At 48.7% G+C, this 22717-nt stretch carries 21 protein-coding genes, 2 rRNA genes and 1 riboswitch (1 of these 24 cut by a window edge); of the genes, 15 read left to right on the top strand and 8 right to left on the bottom strand.

What is annotated here, in order from left to right; all coding sequences use genetic code 11:
* A 23S ribosomal RNA gene (locus LEUMU_RS0112975) occupies positions 1-1549 on the top strand; it begins 1325 nt to the left of the window's first position.
* A 132-nt stretch (positions 1550-1681) separates the two neighbouring features.
* Positions 1682-1797: ribosomal RNA gene (rrf, locus tag LEUMU_RS0112970) — 5S ribosomal RNA — on the top strand.
* A gap of 132 nt (positions 1798-1929) precedes the next feature.
* Here the strand turns inward: rrf and LEUMU_RS0112965 are convergent.
* Together LEUMU_RS0112965 and LEUMU_RS0112960 are read right to left on the bottom strand one after the other, a co-directional pair.
* Positions 1930-2112: a YgaP-like transmembrane domain gene (locus LEUMU_RS0112965; RefSeq protein WP_211223083.1), complete on the bottom strand. Its 183-nt coding sequence runs from the start codon at positions 2110-2112 to the stop codon at positions 1930-1932.
* Positions 2113-2141: 29 nt separating this feature from the next.
* Positions 2142-3449 carry a citrate synthase gene (locus LEUMU_RS0112960; protein WP_022952717.1) on the bottom strand — a complete coding sequence of 436 codons (1308 nt, stop codon included), beginning with the start codon at positions 3447-3449 and terminating at the stop codon, positions 2142-2144.
* A 179-nt stretch (positions 3450-3628) separates the two neighbouring features.
* Between LEUMU_RS0112960 and LEUMU_RS0112955 the strand changes: the two genes are divergently transcribed.
* The 4 genes from LEUMU_RS0112955 (at position 3629) to LEUMU_RS0112940 (ending at position 6509) form a co-directional block, all read left to right on the top strand.
* Positions 3629-4297 (top strand): hypothetical protein, encoded by a 669-nt coding sequence (locus tag LEUMU_RS0112955; protein ID WP_022952716.1) that lies wholly within the window; start codon positions 3629-3631, stop codon positions 4295-4297.
* Positions 4298-4310: 13 nt separating this feature from the next.
* Positions 4311-4766, top strand: coding sequence for a YcgN family cysteine cluster protein (locus tag LEUMU_RS0112950; protein WP_022952715.1), 456 nt, complete (start codon positions 4311-4313; stop codon positions 4764-4766).
* Entirely contained in the window at positions 4742-5146 is a 405-nt protein-coding gene (locus LEUMU_RS0112945) for an RNA-binding S4 domain-containing protein (protein ID WP_022952714.1), read from the top strand. The genes LEUMU_RS0112950 and LEUMU_RS0112945 overlap by 25 nt, the downstream gene beginning before the upstream one ends.
* Before the next feature lie 61 nt (positions 5147-5207).
* Positions 5208-5285, top strand: a riboswitch (SAM riboswitch).
* 51 nt (positions 5286-5336) lie between these two features.
* Positions 5337-6509, top strand: a complete 1173-nt coding sequence (locus LEUMU_RS0112940; protein WP_022952713.1) for an O-succinylhomoserine sulfhydrylase — start codon at positions 5337-5339, stop codon at positions 6507-6509.
* 5 nt (positions 6510-6514) lie between these two features.
* Here the strand turns inward: LEUMU_RS0112940 and mnmC1 are convergent, their stop codons facing one another.
* Genes mnmC1 through LEUMU_RS0112925 form a run of 3 tightly spaced genes read right to left on the bottom strand, consistent with a single transcriptional unit; the run spans position 6515 to position 9482 of the window.
* Positions 6515-7765 carry an FAD-dependent 5-carboxymethylaminomethyl-2-thiouridine(34) oxidoreductase MnmC1 gene (mnmC1, locus tag LEUMU_RS25970; protein WP_022952712.1) on the bottom strand — a complete coding sequence of 417 codons (1251 nt, stop codon included), beginning with the start codon at positions 7763-7765 and terminating at the stop codon, positions 6515-6517.
* Positions 7762-8541 (bottom strand): ABC transporter permease, encoded by a 780-nt coding sequence (locus tag LEUMU_RS0112930; protein ID WP_022952711.1) that lies wholly within the window; start codon positions 8539-8541, stop codon positions 7762-7764. The genes mnmC1 and LEUMU_RS0112930 overlap by 4 nt, the downstream gene beginning before the upstream one ends.
* Positions 8538-9482 carry an ABC transporter ATP-binding protein gene (locus LEUMU_RS0112925; protein ID WP_022952710.1) on the bottom strand — a complete coding sequence of 315 codons (945 nt, stop codon included), beginning with the start codon at positions 9480-9482 and terminating at the stop codon, positions 8538-8540. The genes LEUMU_RS0112930 and LEUMU_RS0112925 overlap by 4 nt, the downstream gene beginning before the upstream one ends.
* A gap of 73 nt (positions 9483-9555) precedes the next feature.
* Here LEUMU_RS0112925 and LEUMU_RS25965 point away from each other — a divergent pair, with 73 nt between their 5' ends.
* Entirely contained in the window at positions 9556-9849 is a 294-nt protein-coding gene (locus LEUMU_RS25965) for a GIY-YIG nuclease family protein (RefSeq protein WP_022952709.1), read from the top strand.
* Here LEUMU_RS25965 and LEUMU_RS0112915 read toward each other — a convergent pair.
* Positions 9812-10684: an AEC family transporter gene (locus LEUMU_RS0112915; RefSeq protein ID WP_022952708.1), complete on the bottom strand. Its 873-nt coding sequence runs from the start codon at positions 10682-10684 to the stop codon at positions 9812-9814. The two genes, LEUMU_RS25965 and LEUMU_RS0112915, sit on opposite strands and share 38 nt — an antisense overlap.
* 164 nt (positions 10685-10848) lie before the next feature.
* On the opposite strand from LEUMU_RS0112915, the gene LEUMU_RS0112910 reads away from it, so the two are divergent.
* From LEUMU_RS0112910 to LEUMU_RS25960, 7 genes are all read left to right on the top strand, one after another.
* Positions 10849-11880, top strand: coding sequence for a LacI family DNA-binding transcriptional regulator (locus tag LEUMU_RS0112910; RefSeq protein ID WP_022952707.1), 1032 nt, complete (start codon positions 10849-10851; stop codon positions 11878-11880).
* Positions 11881-11940: 60 nt separating this feature from the next.
* Entirely contained in the window at positions 11941-13398 is a 1458-nt protein-coding gene (xylB, locus tag LEUMU_RS0112905) for a xylulokinase (RefSeq protein ID WP_022952706.1), read from the top strand.
* Complete coding sequence (gene xylA, locus LEUMU_RS0112900) at positions 13395-14708, top strand: xylose isomerase (protein WP_022952705.1); 1314 nt, start codon at positions 13395-13397, stop codon at positions 14706-14708. Before xylB ends, xylA begins: the two co-directional genes overlap by 4 nt.
* Before the next feature lie 50 nt (positions 14709-14758).
* Positions 14759-15796, top strand: coding sequence for a D-xylose ABC transporter substrate-binding protein (gene xylF, locus LEUMU_RS0112895; protein WP_022952704.1), 1038 nt, complete (start codon positions 14759-14761; stop codon positions 15794-15796).
* Between the two features lie 106 nt (positions 15797-15902).
* Positions 15903-17177, top strand: coding sequence for a sugar ABC transporter permease (locus tag LEUMU_RS0112890; protein WP_022952703.1), 1275 nt, complete (start codon positions 15903-15905; stop codon positions 17175-17177).
* An 11-nt stretch (positions 17178-17188) separates the two neighbouring features.
* Complete coding sequence (locus tag LEUMU_RS0112885) at positions 17189-17974, top strand: ATP-binding cassette domain-containing protein (protein WP_022952702.1); 786 nt, start codon at positions 17189-17191, stop codon at positions 17972-17974.
* Complete coding sequence (locus tag LEUMU_RS25960; protein WP_022952701.1) at positions 17971-19737, top strand: CRTAC1 family protein; 1767 nt, start codon at positions 17971-17973, stop codon at positions 19735-19737. The genes LEUMU_RS0112885 and LEUMU_RS25960 overlap by 4 nt, the downstream gene beginning before the upstream one ends.
* Here the strand turns inward: LEUMU_RS25960 and LEUMU_RS0112875 are convergent.
* A complete protein-coding gene (locus LEUMU_RS0112875; protein ID WP_022952700.1) occupies positions 19715-21106 on the bottom strand; it encodes a cytochrome-c peroxidase in 1392 nt (463 codons plus the stop codon). The genes LEUMU_RS25960 and LEUMU_RS0112875 overlap by 23 nt on opposite strands.
* A gap of 199 nt (positions 21107-21305) precedes the next feature.
* Positions 21306-21707: a LysM peptidoglycan-binding domain-containing protein gene (locus LEUMU_RS28075; protein ID WP_022952699.1), complete on the bottom strand. Its 402-nt coding sequence runs from the start codon at positions 21705-21707 to the stop codon at positions 21306-21308.
* A 317-nt stretch (positions 21708-22024) separates the two neighbouring features.
* Here LEUMU_RS28075 and fsa point away from each other — a divergent pair, with 317 nt between their 5' ends.
* Positions 22025-22681, top strand: coding sequence for a fructose-6-phosphate aldolase (gene fsa, locus LEUMU_RS0112865; RefSeq protein WP_022952698.1), 657 nt, complete (start codon positions 22025-22027; stop codon positions 22679-22681).
* Positions 22682-22717: the final 36 nt, after the last annotated feature.

Genomic DNA, 22717 nt, shown 5'->3' with positions numbered 1-22717 from the left:
GGTTAGTCGGCCCCTAAGGCGAGGCAGAGATGCGTAGTCGATGGGAAACAGGTTAATATTCCTGTACCGCTAATAAGTGCGATGGGGTGACGGAGAAGGCTAGGCTAGAACACAGTTGGTGTGTATCTAAGCGTTTAGGCAGAGAACTTAGGCAAATCCGGGTTCTTAATGCTGAGGCGTGATGGCGACGGTTCTACGGAACTGGAGTAGTCGATGCCATGCTTCCAGGAAAAACCTCTAAGCTTCAGCTTATTAGTGACCGTACTCTAAACGGACACACGTGGATAGGATGAGAATTCCAAGGCGCTTGAGAGAACTCTGGTGAAGGAACTAGGCAAAATAGCACCGTAACTTCGGGAGAAGGTGCGCCCCTGACGGTTCATAGCTGTTGGGGGCCGCAGAGACCAGGTGGCTGCGACTGTTTATCAAAAACACAGCACTCTGCTAACGCGAAAGCGGACGTATAGGGTGTGACGCCTGCCCGGTGCCGGAAGGTTAATTGATGGGGTTAGCTTCGGCGAAGCTCTTGATCGAAGCCCCGGTAAACGGCGGCCGTAACTATAACGGTCCTAAGGTAGCGAAATTCCTTGTCGGGTAAGTTCCGACCTGCACGAATGGCGTAACGACGGCCACACTGTCTCCACCAGAGGCTCAGTGAAATTGAAATCGCAGTTAAGATGCTGCGTACCCGCGGCTAGACGGAAAGACCCCGTGCACCTTTACTACAGCTTTGCACTGAACATCGGGCCTACTTGTGTAGGATAGCTGGGAGGCTTTGAAACCGGGACGCTAGTTCCGGTGGAGCCAATCTTGAAATACCAGCCTGGTAGTTCTGATGTTCTAACCACGGCCCCTGATCGGGGTTTGGGACAGTGTATGGTGGGTAGTTTGACTGGGGCGGTCTCCTCCTAAAGCGTAACGGAGGAGCGCGAAGGTTCACTAATCATGGTCGGAAATCATGAGGTTTGTGCAAAGGCATAAGTGAGCTTGACTGCGAGACAGACTCGTCGAGCAGGTACGAAAGTAGGTCTTAGTGATCCGGTGGTTCTGTATGGAAGGGCCATCGCTCAACGGATAAAAGGTACGCCGGGGATAACAGGCTGATACCGCCCAAGAGTTCATATCGACGGCGGTGTTTGGCACCTCGATGTCGGCTCATCACATCCTGGGGCTGAAGCGGGTCCCAAGGGTATGGCTGTTCGCCATTTAAAGTGGTACGCGAGCTGGGTTCAGAACGTCGTGAGACAGTTCGGTCCCTATCTGCCGTGGGCGTTAGAATATTGAGGAAAGCTGCTCCTAGTACGAGAGGACCGGAGTGGACGAACCTCTGGTGTACCGGTTGTCACGCCAGTGGCATAGCCGGGTAGCTAAGTTCGGACAGGATAACCGCTGAAAGCATCTAAGCGGGAAGCCCCTTCCAAGATGAGTATTCTCTGGAGACTAGATCTCCCTAAAGGGCCGTTGAAGACTACGACGTTGATAGGCACCATGTGGAAGCGCAGTAATGTGTGTAGCTAAGGTGTACTAATTGCCCGTGAGGCTTGATTCTATAACCCTGAATGGTTTGTTTGGACGAAAGTGTAGGACATTACCACTAGATTATTACTGATTTTACGTGCGATTGAGCGCGGGGCAGCTGAGGCTGTTGCCGCAAACCAGTTCAGTCACACACACCGGTTTTCCTGGTGACCATAGAGACATTGAACCACCTGATCCCATCCCGAACTCAGCAGTGAAAAGTGTCATCGCCGATGATAGTGTGGGGTTTCCCCATGTGAAAGTAGGACATTACCAGGATTGAACAGAAGGGCCTCGGACAGTACAACTGTCCGGGGCTTTTTTATGCCTGGGATTTATGCAATCTCTCCAAACAACAGGCACAAAAAAGCGCCCGTGGGCGCTTTCTTTTATTCCCAACTTATCAGTTAATTACTTAACCAAGTTGTACTTTCGCAGGAACATTTCACTAGGGCAGAAACCGGTAAAGGCCGATTGAATTGATAGAATTCCAATAATAACTGGAAGTATCAGGAAGCCATCCCCCAAAACTCGGATCAAAATGACACTAACTAGTACCATTAAGCCTGTTAAAGCGGTTACTGCGTTACCCATTGTCAGGTTATCGAACATACCGGATCTCCTTAGCGATTATTAATATCAACGTAGTCTCTTTCCTCGGCACCAGTATACAGCTGTCTTGGGCGACCAATACGGAAGTCCTCATCAGCAATCATCTCATTCCAGTGAGAAATCCAGCCCACAGTACGTGCCATAGCAAAGATAACGGTAAACATATTCAATGGTATACCTATCGCCAGCAGAATAATACCGGAATAGAAATCGACATTTGGATAAAGATTACGCGATACAAAGTAATCATCTTCCAGTGCGATCTTCTCTAGCTCCATTGCCGTGTCGAATAGCTCTTGATATGGATTACCTTCGCCGAGTTTTTCTAGCAATTCCATACAAGTCTTACGGATGATAACGGCACGAGGATCAAAGTTTTTGTAGACGCGATGACCAAAGCCCATCAAGCGGAAACGATCATCTTTATCTTTTGCACGAGCAACATAATGAGCAACATCTTTATCGGATGCCACGATATCCTGAAGCATGCGAATAACGGCTTCGTTAGCACCACCGTGAGAAGGGCCCCACAGTGAAGCAATGCCTGCTGACATGGCTGCAAACGGATTCGCTCCGGAGCTTCCCGCCAAGCGCACAGTAGATGTTGATGCATTTTGCTCATGATCAGCATGCAGAATCAGCAGTAAATCTAATGCCTTCACATATAGGGGATTTGGTACATATTCCTCTGTTGGCATTGAGAACATCATGTGTAAGAAGTTACTAGAGAAATCTAATGAATTCTTTGGGTACACCATTGGCTGGCCATTGGCATAACGGTAACTCCAAGCAGCAATCGTTGGCATTTTCGCGATCAGGCGATGCGCTGTGATCATCCGATGCTGCGGATCATGAATATCTTCACCATGATGATAGAAAGCAGATAATGCACCAACAACACCAACCATGGTTGCCATGGGGTGAGCATCACGACGGAAACCGCTGTAGAAGCGCTTAATTGCCTCATGTAGCATCGTGTGTCTGGTGATAATGTTGCTGAAATCATCAAGCTCTGGTTTGTTTGGCAGCTCACCATGGAATAACAGGTAGCAGACTTCGATAAAGCTACTGTTTTCAGCGAGTTGCTCAATCGGATAGCCTCGGTACTGAAGTATTCCCTTATCTCCATCAAGAAATGTGATACTACTACGGCAGCTGGCAGTGGCTAAAAAGCCTGGGTCGTAGGTGAAATAGTCTAGTTCTTTCGGTAATTGGCTGATATCAATGGTTGGACTGCCATTGACTGGACGCAGGATAGGTAACTCAACTTGCTTGCCCGTTGCATTATCAATCAACGTTACGGTATCGTTCGTACTCATTCAAACTCCTGGGTAGTATATTATCTAATAAATAGGCACCACAGCATCACGCTATTTAGCCTGATATTGTTTTTAAGAGGTCATTTCGGGTTTTATATCGATGATTTAATCCTAGCGCTATTATAATTGAAAACAATACTCTAAACGTACTTTAAACTAACTTCTCTCTATCATCATTAATGAAAACACTTATTAGCCTATTGCTATGCTTATTATTAGCTTCTTGTAACCAGTCGGATGAAGCCGCTCCTGCTGATGATAATTTGCCATGGAAGATCAAAACGCTTGAGAATGGTCGTACCGAGGTCTTTGGGATCTCTCCCGGGCATCTCACTTTGCGTGAGTTTGCTAAACGATTTAATGAGTTAGCGGACATTAAGTTATTCCAGAAACCGGATAACACGCTATTTCTTGAAGCCTATTTAGGCAAAGTTCGGGTTGGTCGTTTCGAAGCGCGGCTAGTCGCTGAGCTTGATGCGTCGGATGAGCTGCTTGAGAGTATTCGGGAGCAGGGCATTGATCGAAAACCAACCCCAAACAATTTGTGGCAATACAACTTAAGCTCTGAGCAGATCTTATCAGCGTTAGATTTGCGGGTTTGGCGCTTTATGTATATATCCATTGCTGATTACGAAGAAAAGCAGATCGATTTTTTCGGTAAGCCAGTCGAAACCCAGAAGGTCGGTGAGACAACAGAATATCGTCTTTTTCCTGAAAAGGGCTTGGTGGTATTATGGGATACAGATGGTAAAGAAACCTTTTACTATGTAACTCCAGAAGACTTTCCGCGTCTGAAAGCCGCGCTTGAGTCTGATAAAAAAACAGATGAAAACCAAAATCCATCCTGAGGTAAATCGTTCGATGTCAGAAAAATGGTGGGAAACCACAGCGTTAGAGGCGATGAGCACCGATCAGTGGGAACAAATATGTGACCGTTGCGGAAAATGTTGTCTGATCAAGCTGCAGGATGAAGAAGAGGACGGTGGGGAAGTCTATTACACTGACGTCGCTTGCCATTTATTTGATGGTGAAGCCTGCCAGTGTGCGGATTATAAGAACCGTCTGCTACGCGTGCCTGATTGCGTACAACTAGAGCCGGGTAATCTGGATGCGCTATCATGGATGCCACCTAGCTGTAGTTACCGTCGATTGCAGCAAGGCGCCGGTCTGGCAAGTTGGCATCACTTGGTCTGTGGCGATAAAACCCGAGTTCATCGCACGGGAAATTCAGCCATGGCTAGGGTCGTTTTCGAGCGAGATATTATCGATGAATTGGAGGACAGAATTGTCGAATGGCCACTAATAAACAGGAACTAACAGAGCTCCGGCTGGATAAATGGCTGTGGGCTGCTCGCTTTTTTAAGACTCGTGCCATGTCGGTTGAAGCCATTACTGGCGGCAAGGTGCACCTCAACGGCCATCGCGTTAAACCCTCGCGAACAGTGCGTTGCGATGATGAGCTAACGATCACGCGTGGGACTGAGCGTTTTCACGTTTTTGTCAGGGGTTTGAATGATAAGCGGCGCCCGGCTAAAGAAGCGGTTTTATTGTATGAGGAAACCGAAGAAAGTATTCGTGAGCGCGAAGAAGTGGTTGAGCTTAATCGATTACAAGCGGCCAATATCAAACAGCCAACCCATAAGCCAAATAAGCGCGAACGGCGTTTGATGGACCGTTTTCGCGGACGCTCTGACTAGAAAATCTACTGGATTATTCCCAGCAACTATTTGACCTTTTGGGATTAGCGTTTTATGCTAATCCCCTTGATGCGCCGATTTGATCCACAGCTTGCGGGCGCTCTATAAATGCAGCTAAAGAGGCCGGTACGCCTGCTTTAGTAATCTATTGCGGGTTTTTTTGTGCCCGCCATACTGACAGGAAATGCACATGGAACACGATTTTCACTTTGAAACACTGGCGATTCGCTCTGGTCATCACCGTACAAATGAGCAGGAACACAGCGAAGCCATTTTCCCAACCTCCAGTTTTGTTTTTAACAGTGCCGCTGAGGCCGCTGCCAAGTTTGCCGGTGAGCAGCCGGGCAATATTTATGGCCGCATGACCAACCCCACGATTGCTTACTTTCAGGAACGCTTAGCGGCGCTGGAAGGCGGGGAAGCTTGTGTTGCAACCTCTTCAGGAATGTCTGCAATTTTAGCCGTTGTGCTTGGTTTGTTAAAAAGTGGCGATCATATCGTTTGTTCGCATTCGGTATTTGGCACCACGACTGTTTTATTTAGCAATTACGTTCGCAAGTTTGGTGTTGAGATTGACTTTGTTGATCTGACTGATTTATCCCAATGGCAGCAGGCTTGTAAACCAAACACTCGTTTATTCTTTGCTGAAACCCCTTCAAACCCATTAACTGAAATTGCCGATATCCAAGCTTTGTCTGATATCGCACATGAACATAATGCCTTGCTGGCGATTGATAACTGCTTCTGTACTCCAGCCTTGCAGCGTCCACTGACTTTGGGTGCTGACTTAGTGATTCATTCTGCGACTAAATATCTGGATGGTCAAGGCCGTTGTCTTGGTGGTGCGGTGGTTGGTAGCCATGAGTTGGTGGGCAAAGAAGTGTTCGGCGTTCTGCGTTCAGGCGGCATGGTCATGAGCCCGTTTAATGCATGGGTCTTCCTGAAAGGCTTGGAAACCTTAAGCCTACGCATGAAAGCGCATTGTGAGAATGCATTGAAACTAGCCGAGTGGCTCAGTGCTCATCCAAAAGTAAAGGCCGTGCATTATCCTGGCCTGAAGACTCACCCACAGCATGAGCTGGCACTGAAACAGCAAAGCGGTTTTGGTGGCATTGTGTCGTTTGAAGTAAAAGGTGAGCAAGCGGATAGCTGGCACGTTATCGATAGCACAAAGATGATCTCGATTACTGCCAATCTAGGCGATACAAAATCTACCATCACTCATCCCGCTTCCACAACTCATGGTCGCTTAAGTGAAGAACAACGTGAAATTACCGGAATCTCGAATACTTTACTGCGTGTTTCTGTAGGCCTAGAAGCGTTTGAAGATATTCGCGATGACTTAGCTCGCGGATTGGGTTGAGTCGACTACGAAACAGCGGGAAGCTTGCCGCGTCGTAACTGACGAATCAGAAAGCGGGCAGGGTGTAAGGTATTTAACAATGCCTGATCCTTGTCCGTGACTTGATTGTTAATACAGTCACTCAGTAACTTGGCACAAAGGCCACTAGTCGTTAGACCACGTGAACCAAACCCACCTAATACAAATAACCCAGACTGATAGCTAGCCTGCGGATAAGTCTCAGCAGTCCGGCCATGTTTTAATGCGGCATAGTGTTCTGCATAAAACGCGGTATCTGGCACTGCTCCGGCATAAGGATATCGATCTGGAGTAGTCGTTCTAACGGCAACATGTCCACTGTTTATCTCAGCAACCTCTGCACACCATTCAGGTAAATATTCCTGTAATTGCTGCCAATTTCGCTGATCGCTAGTATCACTAACCGTAATTTCCTCAAACTCACGATCAAAGGTCGCGCCAAAAACATGCTGGCTTTGATAAGCGGGCGTGAGATAGCCTTCATGACCGATTACGCACTTTAACGCACTACTTCCCTGCGTCGGTGTGGCATGGCTACTTTGCCCGAGCACGCCCAGCTGAGGGAAGACGATGCTATCTGTAAATTGATTGATGTCTTTACCGCTAGCCAAAATCAGTACTTCAGCCTGTGCCACAACCCCGCCATCCGCATCATGAACTCTCCACTGCTTGTCGTCATGCGCAATGCTCATGGCTTCAACCTGAGAAATCAGTGTAATTTCCGGTCGCTGAATCAAAGCACGGCAAAACGAAGCAGGATTGATAAAGCCAGCGCGAGGGAAATAAGTCGCGCCATAGTCACAATGAATACCGGCTAATTGTGAGGTCTGCTCTGAATCCGTACATTGTAGAAAATCAGCGGGTAAGTTGCGATCGCGCAATGCTTCCCAGCGCTGTTGCTCACGTTCGTTATGATTAAGCTGCAACATGCCGCAAGAGTGCCAATCAACATCTGCACCGGCGGCCAATAGATCGGTTAATTGCTGAGTAGAATAGTCGAATGCCTGATGATAAAACTGCTCACCGGTACTGGGTTTTGCAGTCATCTTGGGTGAAATGACTCCAGCTAAATTGCCTGAAGCTTGTCGTGCAATATCCGTTTCACGCTCAATGAGGCTAATTGTCCAGCCTTGCTGTGCGAGATGCCAGCTGATCTGGCACCCTGCAATTCCCGCACCAATAACCACCGCATGGCGCTGTTGCCATTGGTAGCGGGGATAGTCAAACCAAGGGCTCAACTGCGAATACCTACCCCTTTATCCAGCAAGTAATACGCGATGCTGAACAAAATGGCGCCGAAGATGAAAATCAGAGAAAGGCTCACATAAATACTAATATCCGAGACACCCAAGATACCGTAGCGGAAGCCATTCACCATATACAGTACTGGATTGATCAGTGATAGATTCTGCCAAAACGGTGATAGCAATTGAATGGAGTAAAACACGCCGCCAAGGTACGTCAGCGGGGTCAGTACAAACACTGGCACAATACTAATATCATCAAATGAGTTCGCGTAAACGCCGTTAATTAGGCCTGCAGTTGCAAACAAAATAGACGTCAGAAGCAAAGTCAGCATGGTCAAAAATGGGTGCTGAACATCCATATCCGTAAAGAATAGCGATACCACGGTCACAATGGCTCCCACCATCAATCCTCGTACAACACCACCACCCACGAAACCAATCAAAATAATAAAGTTAGGCGTCGGGGATACCAGCAGTTCCTGGATATGGCCCTGATATTTAGCACCATAAAACGAGGAAACCACATTGGAATAGGAGTTGGTGATCACCGACATCATGATCAGACCAGGCACGATGTAATCAATATAGGCATAGCCATCCGTTGCGCTAGAATCAATCGCGCCGCCAATCAGCTTACCGAAAATCACAAAGTACAGCGCCATGGTAATGGCCGGTGGCAATATGGTTTGCACCCAAATACGGGTAAAGCGCAGCACTTCCTTGACCAGAATCGTTCGTAGTGCCGTTATTTGATCTTGGGCCGTCATGCTGCGGTCTCCTCGGTAGCAGGGGTGTTACTTTTGTGGACTAATTCGATGAATAGCTCTTCGAGTCGGTTGGTTTTATTACGTAAACTCATCACGCGGATATCGTGGGTATTCAGCACTTCAAAAATCCGATTGATCGAATATTCTTTATTGAGTTCCACTTCCAACGTGGTGTCATTGATCTTGCGCAGCACAAACTCTCCAGTTTCCGGAATTTCAGTGACCGGATTTTTCAGATCTAAGATAAAGGTTTCCATCTGCAAATGAGAGAGCAGGGCGCGCATGCTGGTGTTTTCAACAATATTGCCTTTATTGATAATAGCGATATTGCGGCACAGGCTTTCCGCTTCTTCCAGATAATGCGTGGTCAGAATAATGGTGATGCCGGACTCATTCAGCTTCTTCAGGAATTCCCACATTGAGCGGCGTATTTCGATATCCACACCGGCTGTTGGCTCATCCAAAATTAATAATTGAGGGCGATGAATCAGCGCACGAGCAATCATCAGGCGACGCTTCATACCACCGGAGAGCTCACTAGCCATATTCTTGCGCTTATCCCACAGTTCCAATTGCTCTAATAATTCTTTAGCGCGAATAGTCGCTTCTTTGCGTGGCACGCCGTAGTAGCCTGCCTGATTAATTAAAATCTCTTCAACCGGCTCGAAGACGTTAAAGTTAAATTCTTGGGGGACGAGACCAATCATGGCCTTGGCTTGGCTGCGCTCTTTTTCCAGGTCGAAGCCGCAAATTTTCACACTGCCTTCGGTCTTATTGACTAGTGATGAGATAATTCCAATCAGCGTCGATTTACCGGCACCATTGGCACCGAGCAGTGCGAAGAAATCCCCTTTTTCAACGTCTAAACTGACGCCTTTGAGGGCGGTGAAGCCATTCCCGTAAGTTTTACGGAGTCCGTTAATTTGTAATGCTTTGGTCATGATATGATGGCCTGTCTGTCGACGTTGAGTGATTTATCCCTCAACCGTCGGAATAATTCTGGGTTTATAAACAATGAGTTACTGGTTTGTCTACATAGTCCGTTGTGCGGATAACAGCCTTTATACAGGCATCGCAACTGATGTCGAGCGTCGCGTGGGCGAGCATAATAGCACGGGAATGTTAGCGGCTAAATATACCCGCGCACGACAACCCGTAAAGCTGGTTTATTATGAGACTGTCGAATCTCGCTCAGCCGCTGCCAGTCGCGAATATGCCATTAAACGCCTACCAAAAGCGACCAAGGAAAAGCTAGTCGCCAGCGCAGAGCTTAATGATTCAGGTAGTACAGCATCGCAAACAGCGTAATCACCGAACTGGCATTGCCCACAATAACCATTGATGCCACATTCACCGGTTCCTGATTATAGCGTTCGGCTAACATGTAGTTGAGCACGGCAGGCGGCAAGATAGCGAACAATAACAGCTGCTGTTGCTGCACCAATTCAAGCGGTATAAACCACAAGAACAAGGCGGCGGCAATTAAGCCGGATAGTGGCCGTACAATCGCCCCGATTAAACCAATGCGCCATGCTTGTAGATCCACACTCAACATGCGAATCCCTAGCGTAAATAGCATTAGTGGAATGCAAATTTGCCCCAACATTTGAATCGGTAGCATAACGCTAGTTGGCATCTGAACATTTGCAAAGTTAAGGCCTAGTCCGATAATCGTGGCTAAATTGATTGGCATTGTCAGCAGGCTAAACCACGAGATTTTGCCACCCACTAAACGCGTGCCTAGCGTAAAGTGCAGCGTATTACTGGCTAGGAATAACACCATGGCCGCTGGCAGCGCGACTTCACCAAATGCCAATACCGCAATCGGTAAGCCCATATTCCCGCAGTTGTTAAACATCATTGGAGGAACAAAGACCTGATTAGGCAGCTTCATAAAATAAGCCACACCCCACGATAGCAGCCCGGACACCAGCACCACTGCGACTCCGGCAACAATTAGCCACTTATATTCCATTAAGTTAAAGTCGCTGCGCATCAGTGAGTCGACCACCAGCGCGGGGACAAACACATCAATATTCATGCGGTTAACAGTGTTGATGTCACTAGGACGCCAGCGCCCATACAAGTAACCAATCAGAATAATGGAGAAAACCGGAAAGAGGACTGCAAAAACCTGAGACATAAAAGGCCGCGACTGTCATGGGTGAAAGGGGAGTTGAGTATAGCCTGAGCGTGAGTCACATCAACAGTCTTGATTGGCATTCTGTCAGTTTTTTTGATGCTTTTGCAGAAAATGATTTACGTACATCATTTTTTATTTTAAGGTAGTTGGCATTGGAGGAATTTATGAAACGAGTCACTGTACATGATGTTGCCGCAGAAGCTAAAGTGAGTTTAGCGACGGTCGATCGTGTGTTAAATGGACGGCAGGGCGTCAAGGCGACCACCATTGAAAAGGTGACTCATGCGATTGAAAAAATCGGTTTCACTCGGGATACGCAAGCAGCAAACTTAGCCAAGCGTCGTGTCTACCGAATCTGTTTTTTACTCCCCTCTGGCGACAATGCCTTCATGCAAATGCTAAAGCAGGAAGCTGAGTCCGCCGCTGATATTGAAGTGCGCAACCGCACTCAAATCGAAATTCGAGAAATCCCCCCGTTTGATGGTCCGGCGTTAATCAAAGCTTTGGATGCGATTGAAGCTGATCAATTCACTGGCGTCGTATTTGTCGCTAGCGATGCGCCACACGTTAAGCAGGCCATTGAGCGAATTGCCGAGCGTGGCGTTATTCCGATTACCTTGGTATCCGATATCCCTGGCTCATCAAGGGCACATTTTGTTGGCATTGATAATGTGGCAGCAGGGCGCACCGCAGCCAGTTTATTGGGCCGGTTTATTAGGCCGCAAACAGGTAAAGTTGCGGTTGTGGCAGGTTCTATGTTGCTGCGTGACCACGTTGATCGCCGTTTTGGCTTTGAGCAAGTCATGCGTGAGGAGTATCCGGAGCTAACTCTTTTGCCGGTGTTGGAAGCGCGGGATGACAATGCCACCACTGAGTCATTGGTCAATGCACTACTGACTGAGCATCCTGATCTACTCGGTATCTATAATTTAGGCGCAGCCAAGCGCGGTTTAGTGGCTGCTTTAAAACAACATCAACTGGCAGGCAAAGTACGGATTGTGGCACATGATCTGACCGACGATGCCCGCGAAGCCTTATGCGATGGCACGTTTGACGCGATCTTAAATCAAGACCCGCCACACCAGATTCGCAGCGCGATTCGTATTATCCGTGCGCTGGCTGATGGCACATCATTTTTGGAAAGTCAGGAACGTATTCGTATCGACATTTTCCTGCGCGATAACCTGAACACATAGAGAGGACGATTGTGAAATCATTCTGCGGTAATGGCACACTTAAAATGAGGTGCGTAAATCATGTATCTTGGTATTGATCTGGGCACCTCATCCGTTAAATCCGTTTTGATGGATGCGGATCAGCACATTATTGGCAGTGCCAGTGTGTCGCTGGAAGTGGCTCGCCCCCATGAAAACTGGTCGGAGCAAAGTGCGGAGAGTTGGTGGAAAGCGACCTGCGACACGCTGGATAATTTATCTGCGAACTACAAAGATGCCTTTGCGCAAGTGAAGGGGATTGGTCTATCCGGACAAATGCATGGCGCGACCTTACTAGATGCCAGTGGTGACGTGTTACGGCCTGCGATCTTGTGGAATGACGGACGCTCAGCTGCGCAATGTGAAGAGTTAGAGGCCAATTGCCCAGAGAGTCGCGAGCTGGCGGGTAATATTGCAATGCCCGGTTTTACCGCGCCAAAGCTGCTCTGGGTCAAAGAGCATGAGCCTGAAATATTTTCTAAAGTAGCCAAAGTACTGCTGCCAAAAGATTATTTACGTTACAAACTCACGGGGGAGTATGTCTCTGAGATGTCTGATGCATCCGGGACTTTATGGCTGAATGTCGCAAAGAGGGACTGGTCGGACGCATTGCTGAGTGCGACGGGTCTGAGTCGGGCGCAAATGCCTTCATTAGTTGAAGGCAGTGAAGCCTCGGCAGACTTGCGACAGGATCTACAACAACATTGGGGAATTCGGCAACGCGTTGTTGTAGCCGGAGGTGCTGGCGATAATGCCGCAGCGGCTTGTGGCATGGGCACTGTCACAGCGGGTCAGGCGTTTCTATCGCTCGGCACCTCTGGAGTACTTTTTGTCTGTAATGATCGCTTTTCACCGAATACTCAAAGTGCGGTTCATGCATTTTGCCATGCGGTGCCAGATACCTGGCACCAAATGGGGGTGATTTTAAGCGCGACCGATAGCTTGCAGTGGCTGTCTGGCATTACTGGCAAAACAGCGGCTGAGCTTACCGAAGGCTTAGGTGGCGTTCCACAAGCGCCCTCATCGGCGACTTTCTTACCTTATCTGGGCGGAGAACGCACGCCACATAACGATGCTAATGCTCGCGGAGCCTTTGTTGGCTTGACCCATTCGCACGATGTAAACGCTTTAACGCAGTCTGTGCTGGAAGGTGTGGCGTATGCCTTTAAAGATAGCCAACTGGCATTACAAGCAGCCGGCACTGACTTTGAAGCGGCTTATGCGGTCGGCGGCGGTGCACGCTCTGAGACTTGGTTATCAATCATCGCATCCGTATTAGGTAAGCCTCTATTAATTCCAGCCGGTGGTGAGCTGGGAGCCGCCTTTGGTGCCGCCAGACTTGGCCTATGCGCGGCAGAAAACGCAGACCCACAACAAATTTGTTACGTGCCCGAAGTCGAGCGCGTGATCGAGCCGATTGCGGCACTGACAACACAATATCAGCACGGTTACGAGCGCTATAAAGCCCTCTATCCGGCACTAAAGGGAGTGACATCATGAGTGATTTTTTTGGGGACATTAAGCCGGTTATCTACGAAGGCCCGGAGTCCAGCAATCCATTAGCGTATCGCTACTACGACCCTAAGCGCGTAGTGATGGGCAAAACCATGGAAGAGCATCTGCGCTTTGCTGTGTGTTACTGGCATACCTTCTGCTGGGATGGCGTTGACCCATTTGGACAAAGTACTATGCCGCGTCCTTGGGATAAGCCAGCGGATGCTATGGCCGGAGCACGTTTAAAAGCCGAAGTTGCGTTTGATATGTTTAGCTTGCTGGGTGTGCCGTACTTCTCATTCCATGACCGCGATATTGCACCAGAAGGCGCTACCTTGGCTGAGTCCAATCGCAATGTTCAAGAGATTACCGACCTGTTTGCTGAGAAAATGCAGGAAACGGGCGTTGGCTTGCTTTGGGGTACGGCTAATTTATTCAGCAATAAACGCTTTATGGCGGGTGCATCCACCAATCCAGATCCTGACGTGTTTGCTTACAGCGCAGCGCAAGTTAAGAACGCAATGGATGTCACGCACAAACTCAATGGTCAGAACTATGTGTTGTGGGGCGGTCGTGAAGGCTATGAAACCTTGCTCAATACAGACACCAAGCGCGAGCTGGATCACATGGGCCGCTTCCTGAATCTGGTAGTTGAATACAAGCATAAGATTGGCTTTGAAGGCGCGATTTTGATTGAGCCCAAGCCACAGGAGCCAACCAAGCACCAATACGATTTTGATGTGTCAACAGTGTATGGCTTCCTGAAAAAATACGGTTTGGAAAATGAGGTCAAGGTCAATATCGAAGTAGGTCACGCAGTATTGGCAGGCCACTCGTTTGAACATGAAATTGCCATGGCCAACACGCTGGGTATTTTCGGTTCGATTGATGGCAACCGTAACGATTACCAGTCTGGCTGGGATACCGATCAATTCCCGAATAATGTGCCAGAAATGGCCGTAGCCATGTACTACATTTTGCAAGGTGGTGGATTTACTACGGGCGGCATGAATTTCGATTCGAAATTACGTCGTCAGTCAACTGATCCTGCTGACTTGTTATATGGACATGTTGGCGGCATGGACACCTGCGCAAGAGCGCTACTGGCCGCTGCCAAAATGCATGAAGAAGGTTCGTTGCAGTCGCAGGTTAATCAGCGATATGCCGGATGGGATAGCGAGGTGGCTCAAGCTATGTTGTCTGAAGACGCATCATTGGAATCAATCGCGGCACGTGTTGAGCGTGAAGGCATTGACCCACAACCACAATCTGGTCGTCAGGAATACTACGAAAACCTGGTCAACCGATTCGTTTAAGTGAAGCCTGTGTTTCACTTTTTATCAGCATCAATGGGAGGAGACTCATTATGAACAAGCTGACTACTCTAGTCGCCGCAGGTCTGGTATCTGCCGCATTAACCACACCGCTTTTAGCCGAAACAGTGATCGGCGTATCCTGGTCTAATTTTCAGGAAGAGCGCTGGAAAACTGATGAAGGCGCGATGAAAAAAGTCATCGAAGCCGCCGGTGCAAAATACATTTCTGCCGATGCGCAGTCCTCACCGGGCACGCAGCTATCCAACGTTGAAAGTTTGATCGCCAGTGGCGCAACAGCGCTGATTATTCTGGCGCAAGACTCCAGTGCGATTGGGCCTGCTGTCCAAAAAGCCACGGATGAAGGCATCCCGGTGGTTGGTTATGACCGCTTGATTGAAAACAAAGACGCGTTCTACCTGACTTTTGATAACAAAGAAGTAGGCCGCATGCAGGCTCGCGCTGTGTTTGAGGCGAAGCCAGAAGGGCGCTATGTGTTTATCAAAGGCTCACCAACGGACCCGAATGCGGACTTCTTATTTTCCGGCCAAATGGAAGTACTGAAAGACGCGATTGACTCCGGCAAAGTGGTTAATGTGGGTGAGGCGTACTCCGATGGTTGGTTGCCTGCCAATGCTCAGAAAAACATGGAGCAAATCCTAACCGCTAACGATAACAAAGTGGATGCGGTTGTAGCCTCTAACGATGGTACGGCCGGTGGCGTTGTCGCGGCATTGGCTGCTCAGGGTATGGATGGCGATGTGCCAGTCTCTGGTCAGGATGGCGATCATGCTGCACTGAACCGTGTGGCGTTAGGCACTCAAACAGTCTCTGTCTGGAAAGATGCGCGTGCGTTGGGTGCGGCAGCGGCTGAGATTGCGCTGAAGCTTGCCGAAGGCGCTGAGTTTGATGATATCGATGGCGCGGTGAAATTCTCAGGCGGCCCTAAAGGCGTTGAGATGACATCAGTATTCTTAAAGCCAGTCCCAATCACCAGAGCGAACCTTGCTGAAGTGGTCGATGCTGGTTGGATTACTAAAGAAAAGCTTTGCCAAGGCGTAAAAGCCGGTACGGTTGCTGTATGTGACTAAGTGCTTGATTGCGTAATTTAAACGCTGAAACAAATTAGAGTGCAGTTGCCACTATGACGGTTGCACTCTATTTTTTTGTCTGAAAAAAGGCTTTAAAGAGGCTGACATGGAACAAAAAACAAGTCGTATCGGGCGGTTCTTACATGCCCTGGAGTTAGACGTACGGCTACTGGGAATGGTGCTGGCGCTGCTGGCCATTTGGGTAGTCTTCGATATCCTGTCGGGTGGTTCGTTTATCACGCCGCGAAATTTATTTAATATCTCAATCCAAAGCTCCTCGGTCATGGTGATGGCCGCTGGCATGGTATTTGTGATTGTGACCCGTAATATTGATCTGTCAGTGGGCTCTATTCTAGGCTTTATTGGCATGATCATCGGCGTTATGCAGGTTAACCTGCTACCCGACCTGCTAGGCCACGGCCATCCTTTGTTATGGGTAGTCGCATTACTGGGTGGAATCATCATTGGCGGGCTCATTGGTGGTTTGCAAGGCTCTGTTATTGCCTATATGGGCGTGCCAGCTTTTATCGTAACGCTAGGTGGTTTGTTAGTTTGGCGTGGTGCCGCTTGGTGGGTGACCTCCGGGCAAACCGTGGCACCGATGGACTCAACCTTCCGCTTAATTGGCGGCGGCAACGGTGGAACCATTGGTTACTGGCCCAGTTTAATTGTTGGATTAGCCTGCTGTGTTCTGATCGTATTTGGATTAATCAATGGAAGGCATCAGCGCAAACGCTTTAATTTCCCATTGCGCCCAATGTGGGCAGAGTTTGTGCTGGCAGGTTTGGGCATCACTATCGTCATGGGTATTGTTGGCATTGCCAATAGCTATTACATGCCTGCTCGTGTGGCTAAGCGTTATGCTGAAGCGAATGGCATTGCGATCCCAGAAGGTGGTCTTGAAATCGCCTATGGCTTACCAATCCCTGTGCTAATTGCGATTGGTGTGGCGATTGTGATGACCTTTGTGGCTAAGCGCACTCGCTTTGGTCGCTATGTGTTTGCGCAGGGTGGAAACCCTGAAGCGGCTGAGTTATCCGGTATCAATACCAAAATGATGACCGTGGCGATTTTTAGTGTGATGGGCATGTTATGTGGCTTGGCTTCTGCCATCTCAACGGCGCGTTTGAATGCGTCAACCAATGCCACCGGAACGCTGGATGAGCTATTGGTTATCGCTGCAGCGGTGATTGGTGGTACGTCGCTGAATGGCGGTGTTGGAACCATTGTTGGCGCGGTACTCGGTGCGCTGGTGATGCAGTCGCTGCAGTCTGGAATGGTGTTGCTCGGCTTTGATGCACCGCTGCAAAACATGGTGGTCGGCGTGGTACTCGTGCTCGCGGTCTATATTGATATTATCTATCGTAAACGTGCCGCTTAGGAGGAATCATCATGCAAACGGAACAAAAAGTCCCATTAGTGGAAATGCGTGATATGAGCATTTCATTTGGTGGCATCCATGCGGTTGATGGCGTGGATGTGGATTTATACGGTGGCGAAGTGGTTGCGGTATTGGGCCATAACGGCGCGGGTAAATCGACACTGATTAAAATGCTCTCCGGCGCGTATCGCGGTAGTCGTGGCGAAGTCAAAATCAATGGCGTACCCGCGACGATTCATAACCCGCATGACGCCAAGGCCTATGGCATCGAGACGATTTATCAAACTCTGGCATTGGCTGACAATATTGATGCTGCGGCGAATCTGTTTTTAGGTCGTGAGTTAAGAACCCGTTGGGGCACGTTGGATGATGTCGCCATGGAGTCTGAAACTCGCAAAGTGATGAAGCGACTGAATCCGAACTTCACGCGTTTTCGTGAGCCGGTAAAAGCCTTGTCCGGTGGGCAACGGCAGTCTGTGGCAATTGCTCGCGCAGTACACTTTAATGCCAAGATTCTGATAATGGATGAGCCAACGGCAGCGCTTGGCCCTCAGGAAACTAAGCAGGTAAGTGAGCTGATCTTGGAGCTTAAAAAGCAGGGCATCGGTATTTTCCTGATTAGTCATGATATCCATGATGTATTTGATTTGGCGGATCGGGTGGCGGTTATGAAAAACGGTAAACTAGTTGGCTCAGCCCGCACTGAAGATGTGACCAAGGATGAAGTGTTGGGGATGATTATACTGGGCAAGGTACCGGCTAAAGCGATACCCGGGCCTGGCGCGGAAACGGATTGATTGCTTTGGCGCGTCATTTGTTTTCAAAAGCTTTAAGTAGCTCATCGACTGGCCTGTTGGCGATATTCATTGCTGCAGGCCTGTCGGTTTGTACTGCTGTAGCGAAAACTGATAACGCCAACGCCAACGCCAACGCCAACGCCAACGCCAACGCCAACGCCAACGCCAACGCCAACGCCAATGCAAGTGTAGCTGCTGGCTCTGATGGTGTGGATGATTCTCTGGCTAGTTCAGCTATAACCTTCATTGATAGAACATCAGAGCAGCCATTTAGTCATCAGTACACAGGCGGCTGGGAGCACTTTGTTGGCGGTGGTGTAGCAGCTTTTGATTGCAACAATGATCACTTTGCTGATTTGTATGTGGCAGGTGGTGAAACGCCCGCTAAACTCCTAATTAACAGTGGTCAACAAACACTTCGCTTTACTCCAAAGCCAAGCGCCATAACTGACTTAAAAGCCGTCACCGGTGCCTATCCTCTAGATATAGATGGCGACGGAATCCTAGACTTAGCAGTGCTGCGAGCGGGTGAGAATAGATTGCTGCGTGGGCTGGGTAATTGTGAGTTTGAAAACGCGAATGATCATTGGAAATATCCTTCAGATCAGCGCTGGACGACTGCATTCAGCGCCACTTGGGAAGCTCCAAGCCAAGGCCCGACTTTGGTATTTGGCAATTACGTCGATCGTAGCCGCAAAGATGGCCCATTCGGAGCCTGTGATTCACACCAGCTATATCGAATGCATGACCAGCAATTTGGCTTTGCCATTGAATTAACTCCCGGTTATTGCACCTTATCCATGCTGTTTTCTGACTGGAAACACAGTGGCAAAGCCGATCTTCGAGTGAGTAATGACCGCCACTATTATTTACATGATGGTGAAGAGCAGCTTTGGAAAATGCAGCCAAAGCCTGTTTTATATCAAGCCTCTGAGGGCTGGCAGTCTTTTAAAATTTGGGGAATGGGCATTGCCAGTCGTGATATTACCGGCGATGGCTTACCCGATTACTTGCTCACCAGTATGAGTGATCAGAAGTTTCAGGTTTTGAATGCGGAAGCCAACGGCCCGAAATACGATGATCAGGCATTTAAGCGCGGCATGATTGCGCATCGACCGTATTTTGGGGATGAAGGGCGGCCATCAACCGCTTGGCATGCGCAGTTTGGTGATGTGAATAATGATGGCTTGGATGACTTGTTTATCGCCAAAGGCAATGTTGATCAAATGCCGGACTCTGCGGTTTACGATCCTAATAATTTACTGCTGCAGGATGAACAAGGTAACTTTCATGAAATAGGGCAGCAGGCTGGGATTGCCGATACAGCGCGCTCTCGCGGTGCGGCGTTGGAAGACTTTAATAATGACGGTTTGTTGGATTTGGTAGTAGTGAATCGGCGGGCAGACTTTAGGGTTTATCAAAATGCCACAACAGCCGTCGGTCATTGGGTGGCCATTCGTTTAAAGCAGTCGGGTAAAAACCGTGATGCGGTTGGTGCTTGGGTCACGGTTGAAGCTGATGGTAAACGCTACCAGCGGGAAGTAACGGTCGGTGGTGGACATGCAGGTGGTAGTTTATTGCCTCAGCATTTTGGTATTGGTAAATCTCAGCAGGTGAGGGTGCAGGTGACTTGGCCTGATCAGGCCAAAAGCCCTTGGTATGAGTTAGTGGCTGGGAACATCTGGCAAGTTTCAAAGGGCCAGTCACCAAAGAAACACAGCAAGCAGGTAAGTAAGACGGCTATTCCACCGCTAAGCCACTAGGTACCGCTTGCGGCTTGCCCAATTTCCCAGCACCAGAGCGCGAATCCGTCAAAGCATGCAAAAAAGCCACCAACGCAGAAATCTCAGAATCAGCCAGTTCAATTACCGCTAACTCATTAGCTGCTAGTAACTCCGGAACCACCCGATCTAAACGTGCCTGATTAAGGTCTTTAGCATCCTTCTCAGGCAAAGGTGCTAACTTCACCGCGCTCAATTTAAAGCCAGCTAAAGATGCAGCAGGGTTCAAATGATGCCGCACTATGCTATCCAGCGTCGCAAACGCACCGTTATGCCCATAAGGCGCAGTCAACGTCACATTGCGCAAGCTAGGCGTTCGGAATTTGTATTTATCTTCCGGCTTGCCTGTTACCCGCATACGGCCAATATCTTGCGGTTCACTTTCAAATCGAGCCACTTTTCCCGGCCCAAACTGCGGCATGGCGATCGCATGAAAATCATGATCAGTTTGCAGCGCGCCTTGGTGACAACTTACACAGCCAGCTTTCCCATAAAATAGTTGTAAACCCTGCTGTTCAACAGCGGATAAAGCGTGTGCATCGCCCTGCAAATAACGATCAAATGGGCTATCAACCGCCTGCCATTCGCTACTAATAAACTCAGCGATTACATTCGAAATATCAGTAAATTTAATATCGCTAGCCTGTTGGATTGACGGAATAGCTGCTTTAAATTGCTCCACATACTCAGGGATTGCCTGTACCCGTTCTGAAATCTTCTGCCAAGCGCCATCGGGGCCGGTGATCAAACCCATGCGCACAGCACGCGACACCTCATTTTCATTATAGTGGCCTGCCATTTCATCCGGAGAAAGTACGGGAAACATGCTTTGCGCAGAAAGGATCGAATCAAAGCCTTGCAGCATATCGTTCTCTAGTGGTGTGCGCATGCCGCTGGCGCGTTGGGTGTCGACTTCCAAACGGCCATCATGAAACATTGACCGAAACTGCTTCGTGCCAAGATTAAATAATGCCGGTGCATTGCGGCCAATGCGCTGTTCGGGGCGATTCTTGCCAGTTACCGGAATGCGCTCTGGGCCAAGCCCTTGCCCGCCATCACCTAATGACAAGGCAACGCCATCGGCACTGGCAAACTCCGGATGATGGCAGCTTGAACAGGCGATATTTTTATTACCGCTGAGAATTGGGTCGAAAAACAGTAATTGTCCAAGTCGACTACGCGCTTCATCAGTCTGAATAAAGTCAGTCGCTGAGAGTGGTGCGGGTAGTTTGATGGAGTCTGAAGCGGGGCTAGCAATTAACAGCGGAGAAAATAATATCGCGCAGCTAATTAGTGCTATGTGTGAGAGTCGCTGAGTATAACGAATAGGCTTGCAGGGTGCTGCGTTCAATAGAATTCCTCCTTATCATATCACCCGTAAAACTCGCGGTGACGATTGAGTATAACCTATTGAATGTGTTCTGAAAGGTTTTTTGATTGACGTACCTCAAAAAATCTTTTAGCTTAGTAAAGGTACGAGGCAGGGAGGGAAAAAAGCCCCGACGAATGACGACGTCGAGGCTGAGATCGAGCGGTGTTAACGTGCTGTCTTATCTAAGACGCAGACGCTGACCGATTTCGATATGGTTTTTCTTAGAGCCGCGCAGATTGTTCAAACGCGCTAAACGATCAACTGAAACCTGAAACTTAGCCGCGATTTTATTTAGCGTGTCGCCACTGCGAACACGGTAGCTAGAGGCATAAGTTTTGCGGGTAGTACGCTTTTTGCGATCGGCACGTTTGGCGCGAGTCGCGCGCTTGGCTCTGACAGAGGCTTTTGGTGCTGGTTTGACCGCTTGCTTAGCAGCTTGACCGGTGCTGACTTCGACGACATTTAGCTCAAGGAATCCGTCGCCAGATACCGTTGAAGAAGTCTCAGCCATTGCCATGCTGGCGGTTGATAGAGTCACAGCAGTAATGACTGTAAGGATAATAGGTTTTAAGCTTTTCATAATATTCCCCTGTTAGATTTGAAAAAGCGTTGACGCCGATTGACGCTAGATAGCCAGCAATCATACGGCATACTCTAGTCTGCGCAAAATGATGCTAAAAAGGCGCTAAAATTCATGTAAAGGTTTTGTAAGCGTCAGATTGAGGCGGCATTGAAGGGCTTGGACAATTAATTTAAGTCTGAGTTTCGAAATTGATTAGCCGTGCTCATTCAACGATAATGCGGTAGCAGGTTGTCAGGCCCAAAAACAGTTACACTGGGGCAGGGTAGCTTGATCTGCCACTCACTATTAATTGAAACGAAATATAAGGTTAGCGCATGAAGTTTTTTGTTGATACAGCTGATGTCGATGATATTCGCGAGTTAAATTCACTGGGTTTACTGGATGGTGTTACTACTAATCCGTCACTCATTCTGAAATCTGGCCGCGATATTATCGAAGTCACCAAAGAGATCTGCAGCATTGTAGATGGTCCGGTGTCGGCGGAAGTGGCAGCCACTGAATACGAAGAGATTATGAAGGAAGCTGCGGTACTGGCTAAGATTGCAGATAATATCTGCATCAAGCTACCACTGACGCTGGATGGTCTGAAAGCTTGTAAAGCACTGACAGATGCCGGTCATAAGACTAACGTCACACTGTGCTTCTCTGCCAACCAGGCATTGCTGGCGGCTAAAGCGGGCGCGACATACATCTCTCCATTCATTGGTCGTTTGGATGATATGGGTATTGATGGCATGGAGCTGATTCAGGAAATCCGCACGATTTATGACAACTACCACTTCGACACTCAGATTCTGGCGGCTTCAATCCGTACTGTGAATCATGTGAAGATCGCAGCATTGGTTGGCGCGGATGTGGCGACTATTCCACCTTCAACGTTGAAAGCATTGGTTAAGCACCCGCTGACGGATAAAGGTTTGGAAGCGTTTATGTCTGATTGGGCAAAGACGGGTCAAAAAATCGCGGGTTAATCCCGACTAATTAGCGGGCTCAGGCATTGCGCGCTG

This window comes from Leucothrix mucor DSM 2157, assembly GCF_000419525.1.
GTDB classification, from domain to species: domain Bacteria; phylum Pseudomonadota; class Gammaproteobacteria; order Thiotrichales; family Thiotrichaceae; genus Leucothrix; species Leucothrix mucor.
The sequence above is the reverse complement of the archived record's forward strand: the minus strand, read 5'-3'. Positions and strand labels throughout refer to the sequence as shown.